Genomic DNA, 15,827 nt, shown 5'->3' on the forward strand with positions numbered 1-15,827 from the left:
GGGGATGGGGGATGGGGCATTGGGCATGGCTTAGATGTCCTATGGGTTAATGAAGAACACAAAACTACATAATTCGGTAAAATTGGGTAAAGCAATTTTTGCGCTTGTTAAATAAAGGCATCAGCAAACCCATGCAGCTGAAACTCAGTGAGTCCCGATTTCCCTTTGCTCCCCTATTGTTAATCGCCCCGTTTTTCCTATGGGGAACGGCAATGGTAGCGATGAAAGGAGTAATACCCCACACGACACCGTTATTCATGGCTGGAGTGCGTTTGCTACCAGCTGGAGTGTTAATTTTGATCGCAGCGGCATTAATGGGTAGACCCCAGCCCAAGGGTTGGTCAGCATGGTTGTGGATTACCTTATTTGCCTTGGTCGATGGGACACTATTTCAAGGCTTTTTGGCAGAGGGATTAGTCAGAACTAGTGCTGGGTTAGGGTCTGTGATGATTGACTCGCAACCTTTAGCTGTCGCCTTGCTGTCGTTGTGGCTATTCCAAGAACACATCGGTTTTTGGGGATGGCTGGGGTTAGGATTGGGAGTCACAGGTATTAGTTTAATTGGTTTGCCGGATGAGTTGATTTTAAATTTTCTGGACTCAGGTGCAAATATCACACTAGGTAACTGGCAAGATTTATTTGCTAGTGGTGAGTGGTTGATGCTGTTAGCAGCGCTGTCAATGGCTGTGGGAACGGTAATGATCCGATTTGTGTGTAAATATGCTGATCCGGTATCTGCTACAGGATGGCACATGATTTTAGGTGGATTACCGTTATGGGGAGTTTCCTCAGTTGTTGAATCCCAGCAGTGGCAAAATCTGGGAGCGTCTGAGTGGATGGCTTTGGGTTACGCTACCATATTTGGCAGTGCGATCGCTTACGGATTGTTTTTCTACTTTGCCTCTAGTGGTAGTCTCACCAGTCTCAGTTCCCTCACCTTCCTCACACCGATTTTTGCTCTGCTTTTTGGTAATCTCTTCCTCTCAGAAGTTCTCAGTCTGTTGCAGTGGATGGGAGTAGGCTTGACTTTAATCAGCATCTATCTGATCAACCAACGCGATACCTTATCTGGGCAAAATAACACGGTTCCTGTCAATGAAAAAATTACTACACAGCAGCAACAGCTTTTAGAAGCATCGGCTAATAAGCTAAATTCCGTAACCCTAACAGTGAGAGAATCTGAATCAGAAATCTTGCCCTAACCAACAACAAATGAAGAGATGGGCAAAGGAGTAACTAATAACAACTGAATACGGACAAGATTTTTTGTGTCACGTTATTAGTTAACATTTAGACCACTGGAAGTTATTGTTGTATCCATGACTTCAAAAGCACGTTCAGGCTGAGACTTCCAAAATTATGAGGCTGCGCCGTTGCTCAATCTTAATATTTACCTGTTTCTCTTGCCTAGTTTACCCAAATCGGGCAAGTACAGCTACACCTAACCTACCACCTAAAATCATTGTTACTTCTGCGATTATTGCTTCTCCAATTTTTGCTTTTGCTAATTCAACTCCCCAACCAATTGCTAAGCCTAAGCCAACTCAGCGAGGTTTAGTTTGGTGGTCACTATTGGGACTTGGGTCTTTGGGGACTATTGGCGCAATGCTATATCTGATGAAATGGGTTCGTCAGGTCAGATTAGCGCAAAATTTCAAAACTTTAAGTGAAGCTAACAAAGACCGAATTGTAACGCCGTTACCATCAGAGACGACACCAAATCAGCATCAAGATACATCTGTAACTAGTTCACACACATCATCAACTACAAATCTGCTGCTACCAGAAAAAACCTCTCGTCTTGCTAAAGTCAATATTTTTGACGAATTGATTAAAGACTTAGGTAGTCACGACCCAACAAAGCGGCGCAAGGCTATTTGGGATTTGGGTCAGCAGGGAGACTCACGAGCAATTCAGCCACTGATGGAGTTGATGATTGATACAGATTCTCAACAGACTAGCTTAGTTTTGGCAGCTTTAGCAGAAATTGGTGTCCGCACACTCAAACCGATGAACCGTGCTTTGGCAATTTCAATGCAAGATAAAAGTCCACAAGTGCGCCAAAATGCGATTCGTGATTTGACTCGTGTTTATGACATGGTGAGTCAAATGAGTCAGGTGTTGCGTCATGCTCTGGAAGATCCCGATGCTGAAGTGCAAGCAACAGCAAGGTACGCTTTGACTCAGATCAATCGAATACGTAGCTTGTCTGAACAAAAGAGTTTACCAGAAGATTCACACCAAGATTCACGACAATAAGCCTAAAAATATTTCAACTGGATTTGAATATTGGTGTTCGGCCCTGCTACCAAAAACGCTGCTTCGCCAAACTTGGGCGCACTTGTGCGAATTTCTGGGTTTCTGGAAAACCCAAAGCCTTCGATGGGCATACCAAGACCATTAAGGTTGAGCGTACTGTCATTATTTTGATCGTGGATGACAGCAACGGCGTAGTTACCTGCTTTCAAGTTATCAAAGCTCATTAGTAAGGGAGTTTCGTTAATTTTAGTACACTGTGTTTGCAAAATGCGATCGCGATTATTGGGAAATCCTTGACTACTAGCAAAGATACTAACGCAGACTTGTCCTTGTTTGTTTTTTAATCCATCAATTTCTACGGCGAGTTTACTCTTAAAACCTGCCTTGGCGCTAAGTGGCAATGCCAGTCCCATAACTGCTAGCAGTAGCATACTAAATCCCAATCTTTTGACCATAAAATTTTCAGTGGTATCGTTTTTAATAGTGCTTAGTCCGCACTGACTGTAGTTTATTGGCTTTATTTTGAAAATGCAAATATAACTTAAGATTGCATTAAGCAATTAACTATTTCCAGCTATAAGTCATATAAAATACTTATCATAGATGACTCCCTCAAAGATTGATGCCACATCATAAAATTCACGAATTTCTTGAAAATAACCAGGCTTGGGTTACAGAAAAGCTGGCTATAGACTCAACTTACTTTGAAAAGTTGAGCAATGGACAAAAACCACCTTTTCTCTACATTGGGTGTTCTGATAGTCGTCTGCCCTTAACAAATTTTACTCGCAGCGAACCCGGAGAATTTTTTGTACATCGTAATATTGCTAATCAAGTTTCTCTGACGGATATTAACTTTTTATCCGTTTTAGAATATGCAATTTCTCATCTAGAGGTTAAACACATTATTGTTTGTGGTCACTATGATTGTGGTGGGATCAAGGCGGCGTTAGAAGGCAGAACAACCGGAATTATTGATAACTGGGTGAATCCAATTCGGGAGCTTTATTTACAAAATCAAGACGAAATTAATGTCTTAGCAACAAGAAAAGAGCGTCTGAATCGCCTAGCGGAAATCAATGTTCTGGCACAGGTTAAAAATCTCTACCAAACTTCCATTATGCGTAAGGCACTCCACGACCAAAAAGCACCTATGGTTCATGGCTGGGTGCTAGATATCAGCACTGGATTAATCAAAGATTTGAAGATATCAACTGTAAAATGGCAATTGCCTTCATGTCCTTTGTTTATTAAAGAGCCTCTAATTACTTTGACTGATTTTAAACCAACAGATGGGGTTGCAGGTTGTTGTTGTGAAGAACCAGATGAGGTCTTACCTGCGGTTGTCCAACAAATTAACCCGAAGCAAATTTATATTTCAGTGGTTGAGTCTGAGGGAATAGTTGACAATTAAACTTGCCCATACATTCTTTTTCACAGATGTCTAATTTCTAATAGCCGGGTATATTTGCAAAGTCAGGTCAGGTTCTCAGAATTATTTGTAACCATTCTTCAACGCGATCGCCCATAGCTTCTGAAGAGTATTCAGTTTCTGCTTTCTGGCGACAAGCTTGGCGATCAAGTTGATCTAGACGCTTTGTAGCTTCGACTAAACCTTCGACACTATCAGGTTCCACCAAAAAGCCAGTTTTACCTTCCTGGATAATCTCTGTTAAACCACCCCGACGATAACTAATCAAAGGTACACCGCAAGCAAGCGCCTCTAATGCCACATTAGGATAAGCCTCTATCCATCTGGGAGTGATTAATAATGCTCGACACTGACCTAATTCCTCTTGAAGTTCGTGTGTTGGTAAAAATCCTCTGTATTCTATTGGAGCATTAGGGTATTCTCGATTAATTTGCTCCCAGTAGGGTACATCCTGTATTAATCCAAAGATTTTCATCGGTATACCCGTAATCTGGGCTGTTGCTACAGCATCTTCTAGCCCTTTTTCTGGTGCTATGCGACCTACCCAAGCCAGGTAAGAACCAGGTTGACTGCAAAAGTGATAAACAGACAAATCCAAACCATTTACTAAACATCTACATTTATCTGCAAATGTAAAAGTAGCTGCTTGGGTTTGACCATGAACGCCAATAGTACCTGGAAAATTATTTGCTACCTGTTCAATCATTTGATCCATAACATCTGTCAAAGAACCCATACTGATGAGATGGGCGATCGGACGATTAAAAAATGGTGTTAAATACAGTGGCAGCCAATCATAAGCAAAATTCACAATTACATCATAGTCTGCTTGCACTTGGCGAGCATAATCCCACATATTCCCCAAAACAGAATTTTTCGGGATGAAAATTGGCTCAGTACGTGTCTGATTTTGGGCTGGTATCTGGAGTTCTCCAGGAATTTCCTTAATAGGTAATGAACTGCTAACAGATCCCTGGGGTGCGACGATTTCTAATTTGTTTCCTCGCCGCAGCATTTCTTTAGCAATGTTAGAGAGGGTCAACTCCACTCCGCCACCCAATCCTGAACCTAGTGAACCAATTGGGGTAGACATAAATAATAATTTATGGTGCATTTTCGTCGTTAATTTATATTCATAAACATCATTTTTTCTGCTAACTTGGTCTCTATAGTTTATGGAAAATATCCAAAATATTGTACATGACGCTTGAAGTCAAATGAACTTTATAAAAAGGTAATTAAGTAAAAATACATGGTAAATTATACCATAAATGTGTGTCACCATGAACTCAACATATTCTCCTTTAAAATAAAAATCTAATCGCTTTAGTTATTAAAAATCGTGAATACTGAGACAAAATCGTAGTATTATTGACCCATAATTTCTTAAACATCAGAGATTCCTTCATGAAAATTGCCTTAGTTGCAGGAGGTTATGTCCCTGCACCTCCCTTATCAAATTCTATTTTGACTCTGATACAAGAGTATAAATATTTTTTAGATAACATTGGACATCAAGTAGATATTTTTAACTATAAAGATGTTAATGAAGTTATAGATAAAATCAATAATAACAATTACGATTTTGTGCATCTACACGCCTATCAATTTGTTAGTCAATTCAATCAAAGCCTTAAACAGAAGTATTGTTTTAGCTGTCATAATGGTTATTTCCTAAAGGAAGATAAATGGGAAGAAGATTTTAAACAAGGATTTCAACATTTCTTAAGTATACCTGGGATAATTGCCCTTTCTCAGGTAACAAAAAATTTTTTCCTGCAAACAGGGTATTCTGGATACATATCAGTGCAAGTGAATGGTATTGATACTCAAAAAGTAAATTTTCAAGAGCAAGGAAATAATAAAGCTATTTGTTTAGGTTGGATTCAACCAAGAAAACAGCAGAAGATACTGGCACAAATCATAGATGGAAAGCTTGAAATAGATTTTGTCGGCCCTGTAGATGATCCTGATTTTGTAGAAGGCTCAACGACAAAACATTTAGGCGTATGGAGTTTAAAACAAGTTTATTCTCAACTCACCAATTATAGTTGTTTAGTTTTAATTAGTGATGGAGAAGTTGCACCACTCGTAGTACTAGAAGCAATGGCAGCAGGTTTATGTGTTGTTGTTTCCGAATCTGCTAGTGCTAACTTGCACTCTAAAGATTTTATCAGAGTTTTGCCAGATGATATATTAACTAATGCTACTACCGAAAACCAAAAAATTGTTTGTGACGCAATCATTGATTTGATTGACAAAAACAAATATGTTCGCCAAGAAATTGTAGAATATGTTAGAGCAAATTTTGATTTTAGTCACATCACCAAAAATTATATTCAGATGATTGACGAATTTAACAATTTTTATATTTGACTTTTAAAAATCTCAAGGTAAAGATTCCCAGTTGTTCAAATCAGTCAAGAATATCATTATTAAATATTACTTGTTTCCAGATCTGCAATTTGAGACTTTGCTCTTTCTAATTCTACCTGAGCTTGGTGAAGTTGGGATTGCAAGTGTTGCTGAGATTGCAAAAGTTGTTGTGTAGCAGTCAGCAACATGTATATATGGCGATGAGAATAATTTGATGGTTCTATTTGAGATAAGTAGCGTCGAAGATGATACTTATCGCGGGCATGATTTTTCTGAGAATGAATCATTGAATCAGGGCGCAGCCTGTAAAAGTAAAGAGGATATGTGTAATAGCCTATTTTTTCACTAGTTACAGATGTAGCCACCATAATTTGCCAATCATGACTTACTATACCTCTGTCTTCAGGATGTTTAAATTTACGTAAAATTCTTATAGAAAACAGCGAAGCAGCATCACCCCAACAATTTTCTTGCAACATGGTAGGTAGTAACCCACCAGTGAAAGAATAAATCGAAGTATCACGTTTAACGCCAATAGTATGGGTTCCAAAAGCCATCATTGGAGAGTTAACAATAGCAGTATTAGAACTCAGTGCTGCTTTGACATATTTTTCTACCATGAAAGGTAATGCTATATTATCAGCATCAAAAGGGATGAAATAATCCCCTTGGGCAATTTCAACTAAGTAGTTACGAGCCGCACCTAACCCTATATTTATATTAGATTTAATAAATTTAAAATTGGGAAACATCAACTGAGCTTGATTAATAACCTCCTGTGTATGTTCATCTGTAGAAGCATCGTCTAGAACAATTATTTCTAAGTTTTTATATGTCTGTACATTGAGGCTATTAAGACAGTCTAAAAGGTATTTGCCCAAGTTATAGCATGTTACTCCAATAGTCACCTTTGGTAGAGTGTCAGTTTGTGGAGATGATTTAACAACTAGTTCTTCAAGATACTTGATTTGATGAAGCTTGAATTGTTCGTTAATTTGAAATAAGCTGCTCTTTTCTGGTATTTCTAGCTTTTCTATATTTTCAAGTATGGGTGTAGAATAGGGAAGATATAGTGAGTGAGACGTTTTCCATCCGTAAGATTCTACTTTCGATTTAAGTTGGTAAGACGTGAAAAAGGCTAAATCAGCATTTTCAAAAGAATACTGTTCGTAATAGCAAATTTGCCAGAACACATAAGGATCATTTTCGATATATTTTTTGTTAGTCTCAGATATCCACTCATGTCCACCGTGCATGGTTACAGCGAGCAAACAGTTAGCTTCTAAGATGTTTGCTCGTTTTGCTTGAACACTACGGTAGCCAATACCGCAATATTCATGAAATTCCACATAAACAAGAGAGTTTTTAAAAGTAGCAGTAACAGCTTGAGTGAAAAACAAACAACAATAGCTTGTGTAATCAATCGGATTACTATATTGAAGTTGGGATAAAATTGCTGAGTGAATAGGCTGAAGATTTAAAACTTGCTCTAACTCACAAATAGAGAATATATGTTTGACATGAGGTATATTTGATTTACCCTCAATTTTACTTGGAGCACAGCAGAGTAGCAGGATTACATCCCATCCGTTTTGCGAAAGTTTTTGACTTAAAGTGTTGTAATAGGTTCCAATTCCACCATTCCCCAAAATACCTTCATATTCATTAGTAACTAGTAAGGCAACTTTGTCAGATGGGGATTGAAGAAAGTTGGAAACAAATACATCTTTAAAATTAATATCAAAACTTTCATCTGAACTGACACTTAGCATTAATTCATCATCAATCATCTATCAAATATCTTCTTTAATCACAGTTTTGGTTACTAGCTCTGCTTGCAACTGTTGTACTTGCAGTTGCGATCGCTTCAATTCAGCATCAATTTGTTGATATTCTAATTGCAAAACTTTTATTTGTTGCTGCATTTCATTAGCTTTGTAAGCCAATTTTGCTTTGTCATATTGTAGCTGCACTAAATTAGCTTCAATCTGAGTGGAAACTTGATCAATGTCAACAGTGACTTGAGCATCTAATGTTTCAACACCCATTTTTTTTATGGCAACATCGTGATAGCCATTGGGAGATAAAGCTAAGAAGATAAACTCCCATCCTTGGGTTAAGCAAAACTCATTTACAGCTCTTGAAACCCCGTATGGATATGCTTCAAGTGGGGACCATGAAGTATAATCATTGAATACTATAATTCCATTGGATTTCAGCTTTTGATAAGCGCATTGTATATCTCTAGAAACGCCATTATATGAATGGTCTGCATCAATGTATATCCAATCGAAATGTCCATCAGGAAACTGGGAAAGTCTTTCTACCGAATCACCTTCGTGAATTTGTATAACTCCACTTTCCATTTCCTGTAAAAATTTTTCTTTTTCAAAAATAGACCAGTTTATATCTATGGTATGCAGTGTTACTGGTTGAGTAACATCGATGATCATTCTTGCAAAATAACCTGTTTGAGTTCCAACTTCAGCAACAACTGCATTTTTGGGCAAGTAATTTAACAGATTCTCCCTAGCTGAAATTAACTTGCATTGCTTGACATGTATTTCTTTTAGAGGCTGAGCAAATTCAAAAAAATTATGATTATTTTGTTTACATTCTTCTATTGCTTCTAAGAAGTTATCTCTGGCTAACCAAAATTTTTGTTGGAAATCTGCACTATCCATACTTGACTATTACTTAAAATTTTGTGATTATTCTGAACATTTGACGAGCGAAACTTAATAAGTATTTTTAGTCGCTGATATATCAGCTTACAGCATCTCCATATAATTTTCGACATTATTTTAGTACCCGTATTTCTTACAAAATGTTGCTCCTGTTCAGATGTCTTCTCTTCTGTAAGGACAAGCCGCCCAAATTGGATCAATGGGGGAGCGATCGCAGCCTTATAATTTTGGCAAGACCGATTACTAAAGATGGTTCAGCATCAATTTGGGATTCCCTGCAATCTAGATGAAATCTAAAATTTTGCCATTACCTCTAAAACCTGGTGATTTGCTTCGAGTCATTGCTCCTAGTGGTGCTTTACGAGAATTGGCGGCGTTTGAGCAGGGTGTAGAAATTTGGCGATCGCGCGGCTATCGCATAGAAATACCTCCAAAGATAGATGACAAATGGGGCTATTTAGCAAATAGCGATGAAAATCGCCGTAACCAGCTAGCCACAGCCTGGAAAGACCCAGATTGTCGAGGTATTCTCTGCGCTAGAGGTGGTTTCGGCAGTACCCGCATCTTAGAAAATTGGAATTGGCACTCAGACAGTTCTGCACTCCCAAAGTGGTTAATTGGCTTTTCTGACATCACCGCTCTCTTGTGGAGCCTTTACAAAGTAGGGTTTTCTGGCGTTCACGGCCCTGTGTTGACAACTCTCGCCGATGAGCCAGATTGGTCACTTGAGCGATTATTTAATTGGGTGGAAGGGCGTCCCCTTGAACCTCTCAAAGGTTGCGCTTGGGGTGGCGGTATTGCTACTGGCGTTTTGCTACCCGGTAATCTGACTGTGGCAACTCATCTTTTAGGTACACCACTGCAACCCAATCTGGATGGTGTAATTTGGGCAATAGAAGATGTCACAGAAGCACCTTACCGCATCGACCGAATGCTGACACAGTGGCGTTTAAGTGGTGCTTTATCAAAAGTCCGGGGGATTGCTTTAGGCAGTTTTACTCGCTGTGAAGCACCGCCAAATGTACCTAGCTTTAGGGTAGAGGAAGTTTTGCGCGATCGCTTAGGCAATTTAGGAATTCCTGTTGTCTCTAACCTGCCTTTTGGTCACGACGGGCCGAATGCAGTTTTACCAGTTGGTGTGGAAGTTACTTTAGATGCAGACCAGGGAACATTGAATTTCTGATGATTAACTAGAAATTCCAGTGTGGCGCTGAGAGTTTCTTTTTAAGGTACACAAGCCAATTGCTGGTATAACTCCCAGAATTACTGCTGCAAATCCTTGTCCACTCCAATAGAGAATGGAAGTACGGCTTGCTTCTGGAATCAAATCTTGTACAAGCGAAAGTAGCCAAATCAAGATACTGATAAACAAGAAGGAGATTGAGGGAAGAAAACTCCACCACCAAACGCCTGCTGTGTATCGTCTTAATACCAGCCATTGACAAAGACCCAGCCAAATTCCCGAAATAATATATGCAATAGTTGACAAAAATCCATAAATAAGAACTTTTTCAGGAGATAAAGTTTCATTTAATGATGAGGCAATGGATGAAATGTAGTTAATCCAGTTTGTAGAAACGCTGTTGGTAATCAGCCAGCCGGCGCTGGTAGCAATTATCCACAGCCAACCAGGTAAATAACTGTAAATGATTAACGCTTGGTCGGCGGCGAAAATCACTGCAAATACAACATTGCTAAGAAATCTGACAAAAATGCTCAATGTTGGTTGTTGAGCAATACTAAGTGGCAAGCTTTCTAAAATAATTTTTTCTAACGCTATACTGGCAATGCCACCCACAACCCATCCAACAACGCTCATCAAGGTAAACTGGAGAAAGAAGCTTTGTCTGTGGGAGCGCGGAATCAAAAATTTTCCTGGGTTGGAATCGCTGTGAGTAGATGCAACTTGGTAAGGACTGTCAGAGTCAGATTGCATATAAAGTTTAGTAAAGAAGCGAATAGTACTTTTGCTGTGAACCTGCTGAAAAAGCGTAATCCCAGAATGATAAGCTAAACAGTGGCATAAAAAAGTGACTTAGGATGAAGTGATAAATGGGTGTTTCCTCAACGACTCCTCATCTGTTACGGGCTGCTCGTGGTGAAGTAGTAGATCGTCCCCCTGTATGGATGATGCGACAAGCGGGACGATATATGAAAGCTTATCGAGACTTACGGGAGAAGTATCCTTCATTTCGCGATCGCTCGGAAATCCCCGAAGTAGCGATTGAAGTTTCTTTGCAACCTTGGAGAGCTTTCCAGCCAGACGGAGTAATTTTATTTTCCGATATTGTGACTCCATTGCCCGGTTTGGGCATTGAAATGGACATTGCGGAAGGTAAAGGGCCAATTATTTACTCCCCTATCCGCACTCAAGAACAAATTGATCGCCTGCGTCCCTTAGAGCCAGAAGCAGATCTACCATTTATCAAAACAATTTTGCAGGCGTTGCGCCAAGAAGTGGGCGACAAATCAACTGTGTTGGGCTTTGTGGGTGCGCCGTGGACATTAGCGGCTTATGCGGTGGAAGGGAAAGGCTCTAAAACCTACTCCATCATCAAAAACATGGCATTCTCTGACCCGACAACACTACATCAATTGTTAGCTAAATTAGCAGATGCGATCGCTGTTTACATGCGCTATCAAATTGACTGCGGTGCTCAAGTTGTGCAAATGTTCGATTCTTGGGCAGGGCAACTGAGTCCTCAAGATTATGACATTTTTGCTCTCCCCTATCAGCAAAGAGTTTTCCAGCAAGTCAAGCAAACTCATCCCGATACACCTTTGATTTTGCTGGTTAGCGGTAGCGCTGGTGTGTTGGAAAGAATGGCAATATCCGGCGCTGATGTCGTCACCGTAGATTGGGCGGTGGATATGGCAGAAGCAAGAGCCAGATTAGGCAAGCACGTGAAAGTGCAAGGAAATCTTGACCCAGGAGTGTTATTTGGTTCCAAACAGTTTATCCGCGATCGCATTCTCGATACGGTTCGCAAAGCTGGCAATTGGGGTCATATTCTCAATCTTGGTCATGGTGTACTCCCAGAAACTCCAGAGGAAAATGTCGCTTTCTTCTTTGAAACGGCAAAGCAACTTGATGCGGCAGGAGTTAGGGGTTAGGAGGCAGAGGGTCAAGGGTCAAGAGTCAAGGGTCAAGAGTCAAGGGTTATTTTCTCACCCTCCTCCCCCTCTTCCCTCTGCTTTTCTTAGTAATTTACAGTTAGGTTTTTATGAGAACTTTTACCGCGATCGTCGAACGCGATTCTGATACAAATTTATTTTTAATTCCTAACTTTTAAAACACCCAAAATGAGCCAGAAACGGATTTTAGTCACCGGAGCAAGCGGCTGTATTGGTCACTATATCTCAGAAACTTTAATTCAAAATACAAATCATGAGTTATTTCTACTAGTTAGAAATCCCAATAAGCTGCAAGTTGATATTCAAGCACGTCCAGGTATCACCGTATTGCAGGGCGATATGCAGAAAATTAGCCATTTTGCTGATTTGCTGCAAACAATTGATATAGCAGTACTCACAGCCACAGCTTGGGGTGGTGATGAGACATTTGATATTAATGTAGTCAAAACTATAGAGTTACTCAAGCTGCTAGATCCAGACCGCTGCGAACAGGTAATTTATTTTTCTACAGCTAGTGTTTTGGATCGCCACAATCAACCATTAAAAGAAGCAGGGGAAATTGGTACAGATTATATCCGTTCCAAATATGAATGCTTACATCAAAAATCGAAGTTAGCGATCGCATCTAAAATTACTGCTGTTTTTCCTACTTTAGTTTTAGGTGGCGATGCCAATAAACCCTATTCCCATGCTACATCTGGCATTCCAGAAATTACGAAATATGTTAATCTAATTCGTTTTTTAAAGGTAGACGGCAGTTTCCACTTTATTCACGGGCGAGACGTTGCCACTGTAGTACAATATTTGATTGATCATCCTCCCCAAACAAATGAACCACGTCAGTTTGTTTTAGGTCAAGCGCCGTTAACTGCTAATCAAGCAGTGAAAGAACTTTGTGCTTATCTGGGCAAAAAGATTTACTTTCGCATTCCCCTATCTTTAGGGTTGGCTAATTTAATTATTGCTGTATTTCGTATACAGATGGCTGCTTGGGATAGATTCTGCATGAGCGATCGCCATTTTACTTATGAAAAAGCAATCAATCCCGATAGTTTTAATTTACCAAATTACTGTGCAACTATGAGTGATGTTTTGAAAATTAGCGGTATTAAAAGTGCTAAATAGTTTAGTTTATTAAAGGTAGCGGTTCTGTACTGTCACTTAACTGCTCCCCATCATTATGTAATAGACTCATTACTTTATCCTTGTATTTCTGAAATATGGGATAACGCTTAACTTGAGGATCAGATTTGCTTGGCAATTGGATTTGCAATTCTTGCTTAATTGTGCCTGGTCGGGCGCTTAACACGTAGATGCGTTGAGATAGAAAAATTGCTTCCTCAACATCGTGAGTAATCATAAAAATTGTAGTGTTTGTGCTACGCCAAATTTCTAGTAGAAATTGCTGCATGACTTCTTTTGTCTGCACATCCAACGCACCAAAGGGTTCATCCATGAGTAAAATTTTGGGTCTTGATGCTAAAGCACGAGCGATCGCTACTCGTTGTTTCATCCCACCAGAAAGTTCCTGTGGTAGCGCTTTAGCGAATCCCGACAACCCCACCACTTCTAAATAATCAGCGGCTTGTTGTCGTCGCTTTAGTTTAGGCACACCTTGCAGCTTTAAGCCAAATTCCACGTTTTCCATGACACTCATCCAGGGATAGAGAGTGTAGCTTTGAAATACCATACCGCGATCGCACCCTGGCCCTGTCACGCGCATCCCATCAACTAGGATCTCCCCTGCTGTTGGAGTCTCTAAGCCTGCAATTAACCGCAATAATGTTGACTTACCAGAACCACTTTCTCCTACTGCACAGACAAACTCACCCTCTTCTACGTGCAAATTGATATTTTTAAGTGCAGTCAATAAACCGTGTCTAGTTTTAAATTGTTTGTGGAGTTGATTAACTTCTAAATGCATAAAGCGTCTTTAAATACGAATTACGAATTGCCTAATCTTTAGCCCACTTGCAACAAACGCGCAGTAACAACCGAAACAAAAGGTCAATTGCTAAACCAATCAAGCCAATAACAATCAATCCAGCAAAAATTTCATCAGTTTTAAGATATCTTTGAGCAACACTAATCCTCCGACCTAAACCCTCTGTCGCTGCTACTAATTCCGAAACAATCACTAAGTTCCAAGATGCTGCCATGTTAACCCGACAAGTATCAATAATATTAGGCAGAATAAATGGAAAAATAACTTGTAGTAAAACTTGTTTTCTTTGACCCCCTAATGTATAGGTAGTTTCTAATAAGTGTTTAGGAACAAATTTGACTGCATCCATCACCATTAAGGTGTTAAAAAATAGAGTGCCGATAAAAATCAGCATTATTTTTGGAGTTTCTCCCAGCCCAAGATATAGAATTAGTAAGGGAATAAAAGCCGGGGCTGGCATATAGCGAACAATACCAATGATTGGTTCTAGCAATGCTCGGAAGCTAGCAAAAGTCCCCATTAAAGTACCTAAAGGAATGGAAACCATTGCCGCCAAAGAAAAACCAGCCACGACGCGAAACAAGCTAAAAGCAATATCTTTTTGTAAATCGCCACTTGCTAAAAGTCTTTGAAACGCACTCCAAACTTGACCGGGAGTAGGAAGAAATAAAGGTGGAATTAATTCAGTATTAGAAACGATCCACCACACAAGTATAGGGACAGTAATGGACAAGAACATTAAAGTCCAAGCCAAGTTTTTAGGGATATCCTCAGCGATGCGCCAAAAAACGGTTTGTGGTAATATTTTCTGAGGACGCTTAGAGTTTATTTCCTGTAAATCTTCAGCGTATTGGTTCATGATTTCTGTTTCGCGGCGTAGGCTTTGACAAAGCGATCGTCAAGGATTTGGTTAAGATTAGGTGCTTGTTTTGTCAAACCAGCTTCAACAAGAAATTTACTAATTTCCCCAGCAGCGTAACTCAAGGATTTCATGTCCTTACCGGGACTAAAAGCTTGCAAATTGTCTTCTATTGAAAAGATTTTAGTGCCTGCGTCGTATGCCTTATATTCGGAAACTGAGACGCCGGCGCGTTTCGCCATAATTTCGTAAGCTTTGTCTGGGTTTGCTTTGATGAAATCTAAAGTAGTAAACCAAGTATTGACTAAAGCTTGTACATCTTGCGGACGTTCGTTAATAAGTCTGCGGTTGACAACTAAATGGTCGGGAATCGCACCGGGAAAGTCTTTAGAACTAAATAATTCTTTGCTACCAGAACGTGATAGAGCTTTTGTGGTAAAAGGTGCAAAAACTCCCACTGCATCAACTTGACCAGCCACAAAAGCTGCTGCTGCTGCGCCTGTTTCTAGTGGTTGAAATTGAATATCAGCTTGGGTTAAACCTGCTGTTTTCAAACCTAGTAATAACAGAAAATGGTCAACTGTTCCTTCTTCAGCAGCAACTTTTTTACCTTTGAGGTCAGCAATGCTGTTGATTCCTTCTCGGACAATAATTTTGTCGTTACCAGTTGAATTATCGTTGACTAAAACAATTACTTGATCTGAACCTGCTGCAACTGAGCTAATCGTATCATTCAAGGTTTGGGTGTTGGCGTTAAGTTGACCTGCTCGCAGGGCATTAATAGAATCTAAATAGCCATCAAACCACTTCAAATCTACATTGACTTTGTTTGCCTCAAATAACTTTTGCTCTTGAGAAACTTGCCACGGAAACCAGCCTGGCCAAGCACTAAAACCAACCAGAACTGGTGCAGTATTAACTGAGGTAGTAGAATTGCTCGGCGTAGAATTTTGCTGGTTGGGAGTACAACTAATTGCGATAATAAGACTGAGTAAAAAGACTGTGAATAGAGATGATAACTTGCGAATATTCATTATATTTAACTCGGGCTTACGCTTCGTTGTAAGGGACTTTAGCTGGGAGATATTTACGTCTATGTTGTTATAAAGTTAATTAAAATCGATATTTAATGAT

At 39.7% G+C, this 15,827-nt stretch carries 14 protein-coding genes and 1 pseudogene; 7 read left to right on the forward strand and 8 right to left on the reverse strand.

Annotated elements, in window-relative coordinates; genetic code table 11:
- Positions 1-131 precede the first annotated feature (131 nt).
- A complete protein-coding gene (locus tag IQ246_RS03130; protein WP_194000042.1) occupies positions 132-1,202 on the forward strand; it encodes a DMT family transporter in 1,071 nt (356 codons plus the stop codon).
- 157 nt (positions 1,203-1,359) lie between these two features.
- On the forward strand, positions 1,360-2,259 hold the full coding sequence (locus IQ246_RS03135; RefSeq protein WP_194000044.1) for a HEAT repeat domain-containing protein: 900 nt from the start codon (positions 1,360-1,362) through the stop codon (positions 2,257-2,259).
- A 2-nt stretch (positions 2,260-2,261) separates the two neighbouring features.
- Here IQ246_RS03135 and IQ246_RS03140 read toward each other — a convergent pair whose 3' ends face one another.
- Positions 2,262-2,714, reverse strand: a complete 453-nt coding sequence (locus IQ246_RS03140) for a DUF2141 domain-containing protein (protein ID WP_194000046.1) — start codon at positions 2,712-2,714, stop codon at positions 2,262-2,264.
- 167 nt (positions 2,715-2,881) lie between these two features.
- Here IQ246_RS03140 and IQ246_RS03145 point away from each other — a divergent pair, with 167 nt between their 5' ends.
- Positions 2,882-3,673, forward strand: a complete 792-nt coding sequence (locus IQ246_RS03145) for a carbonic anhydrase (RefSeq protein WP_194000047.1) — start codon at positions 2,882-2,884, stop codon at positions 3,671-3,673.
- A 67-nt stretch (positions 3,674-3,740) separates the two neighbouring features.
- Here IQ246_RS03145 and IQ246_RS03150 read toward each other — a convergent pair whose 3' ends face one another.
- Entirely contained in the window at positions 3,741-4,784 is a 1,044-nt protein-coding gene (locus tag IQ246_RS03150) for a glycosyltransferase family 4 protein (protein ID WP_339379310.1), read from the reverse strand.
- Positions 4,785-5,098: 314 nt separating this feature from the next.
- On the opposite strand from IQ246_RS03150, the gene IQ246_RS03155 reads away from it, so the two are divergent.
- Positions 5,099-6,067 (forward strand): hypothetical protein, encoded by a 969-nt coding sequence (locus IQ246_RS03155; protein WP_194000050.1) that lies wholly within the window; start codon positions 5,099-5,101, stop codon positions 6,065-6,067.
- A gap of 59 nt (positions 6,068-6,126) precedes the next feature.
- Here IQ246_RS03155 and IQ246_RS03160 read toward each other — a convergent pair whose 3' ends face one another.
- Positions 6,127-7,857: a glycosyltransferase family A protein gene (locus IQ246_RS03160; RefSeq protein WP_194000051.1), complete on the reverse strand. Its 1,731-nt coding sequence runs from the start codon at positions 7,855-7,857 to the stop codon at positions 6,127-6,129.
- A 3-nt stretch (positions 7,858-7,860) separates the two neighbouring features.
- The gene (locus IQ246_RS03165) at positions 7,861-8,751 is read right to left on the reverse strand and encodes a class I SAM-dependent methyltransferase (protein ID WP_194000052.1); all 891 of its coding nucleotides are present in this window, start codon (positions 8,749-8,751) and stop codon (positions 7,861-7,863) included.
- 289 nt (positions 8,752-9,040) lie between these two features.
- Between IQ246_RS03165 and IQ246_RS03170 the strand changes: the two genes are divergently transcribed.
- On the forward strand, positions 9,041-9,937 hold the full coding sequence (locus IQ246_RS03170; protein ID WP_194000053.1) for an LD-carboxypeptidase: 897 nt from the start codon (positions 9,041-9,043) through the stop codon (positions 9,935-9,937).
- Positions 9,938-9,940: 3 nt separating this feature from the next.
- Here the strand turns inward: IQ246_RS03170 and IQ246_RS03175 are convergent, their stop codons facing one another.
- The gene (locus IQ246_RS03175) at positions 9,941-10,690 is read right to left on the reverse strand and encodes a hypothetical protein (protein WP_194000054.1); all 750 of its coding nucleotides are present in this window, start codon (positions 10,688-10,690) and stop codon (positions 9,941-9,943) included.
- Between the two features lie 116 nt (positions 10,691-10,806).
- Here IQ246_RS03175 and hemE point away from each other — a divergent pair, with 116 nt between their 5' ends.
- Together hemE and IQ246_RS03185 are read left to right on the forward strand one after the other, a co-directional pair.
- Positions 10,807-11,868, forward strand: coding sequence for a uroporphyrinogen decarboxylase (gene hemE / locus IQ246_RS03180; RefSeq protein ID WP_194000055.1), 1,062 nt, complete (start codon positions 10,807-10,809; stop codon positions 11,866-11,868).
- Between the two features lie 189 nt (positions 11,869-12,057).
- Entirely contained in the window at positions 12,058-13,014 is a 957-nt protein-coding gene (locus tag IQ246_RS03185; RefSeq protein WP_194000056.1) for an NAD(P)-dependent oxidoreductase, read from the forward strand.
- 1 nt (position 13,015) lies between these two features.
- On the opposite strand, the pseudogene IQ246_RS03190 reads toward IQ246_RS03185, so the two are convergent.
- The 3 genes and pseudogenes from IQ246_RS03190 to IQ246_RS03200 form a co-directional block, all read right to left on the reverse strand.
- A pseudogene (locus tag IQ246_RS03190) lies at positions 13,016-13,702 on the reverse strand (ABC transporter ATP-binding protein); the annotation flags it as partial.
- Positions 13,703-13,844: 142 nt separating this feature from the next.
- Positions 13,845-14,693 (reverse strand): ABC transporter permease, encoded by an 849-nt coding sequence (locus tag IQ246_RS03195; protein ID WP_194000060.1) that lies wholly within the window; start codon positions 14,691-14,693, stop codon positions 13,845-13,847.
- On the reverse strand, positions 14,690-15,727 hold the full coding sequence (locus tag IQ246_RS03200; protein WP_194000062.1) for an ABC transporter substrate-binding protein: 1,038 nt from the start codon (positions 15,725-15,727) through the stop codon (positions 14,690-14,692). Before IQ246_RS03200 ends, IQ246_RS03195 begins: the two co-directional genes overlap by 4 nt.
- Positions 15,728-15,827 lie beyond the last annotated feature (100 nt).

It is taken from the genome of aff. Roholtiella sp. LEGE 12411 (assembly GCF_015206995.1).
GTDB lineage: Bacteria > Cyanobacteriota > Cyanobacteriia > Cyanobacteriales > Nostocaceae > Komarekiella.

Excerpts from the sequence above, each read along its gene's own strand:
- IQ246_RS03130 (WP_194000042.1), top strand. The coding sequence starts at position 132 with ATGCAGCTGAAACTCAGTGAGTCCCGATTTCCCTTTGCTCCCCTATTG.
- IQ246_RS03135 (WP_194000044.1), top strand. The coding sequence starts at position 1,360 with ATGAGGCTGCGCCGTTGCTCAATCTTAATATTTACCTGTTTCTCTTGC.
- IQ246_RS03140 (WP_194000046.1), bottom strand. The coding sequence starts at position 2,714 with ATGGTCAAAAGATTGGGATTTAGTATGCTACTGCTAGCAGTTATGGGA.
- IQ246_RS03145 (WP_194000047.1), top strand. The coding sequence starts at position 2,882 with ATGCCACATCATAAAATTCACGAATTTCTTGAAAATAACCAGGCTTGG.
- IQ246_RS03150 (WP_339379310.1), bottom strand. The coding sequence starts at position 4,784 with ATGTCTACCCCAATTGGTTCACTAGGTTCAGGATTGGGTGGCGGAGTG.
- IQ246_RS03155 (WP_194000050.1), top strand. The coding sequence starts at position 5,099 with ATGAAAATTGCCTTAGTTGCAGGAGGTTATGTCCCTGCACCTCCCTTA.
- IQ246_RS03160 (WP_194000051.1), bottom strand. The coding sequence starts at position 7,857 with ATGATTGATGATGAATTAATGCTAAGTGTCAGTTCAGATGAAAGTTTT.
- IQ246_RS03165 (WP_194000052.1), bottom strand. The coding sequence starts at position 8,751 with ATGGATAGTGCAGATTTCCAACAAAAATTTTGGTTAGCCAGAGATAAC.
- IQ246_RS03170 (WP_194000053.1), top strand. The coding sequence starts at position 9,041 with ATGAAATCTAAAATTTTGCCATTACCTCTAAAACCTGGTGATTTGCTT.
- IQ246_RS03175 (WP_194000054.1), bottom strand. The coding sequence starts at position 10,690 with ATGCAATCTGACTCTGACAGTCCTTACCAAGTTGCATCTACTCACAGC.
- hemE (WP_194000055.1), top strand. The coding sequence starts at position 10,807 with ATGGGTGTTTCCTCAACGACTCCTCATCTGTTACGGGCTGCTCGTGGT.
- IQ246_RS03185 (WP_194000056.1), top strand. The coding sequence starts at position 12,058 with ATGAGCCAGAAACGGATTTTAGTCACCGGAGCAAGCGGCTGTATTGGT.
- IQ246_RS03195 (WP_194000060.1), bottom strand. The coding sequence starts at position 14,693 with ATGAACCAATACGCTGAAGATTTACAGGAAATAAACTCTAAGCGTCCT.
- IQ246_RS03200 (WP_194000062.1), bottom strand. The coding sequence starts at position 15,727 with ATGAATATTCGCAAGTTATCATCTCTATTCACAGTCTTTTTACTCAGT.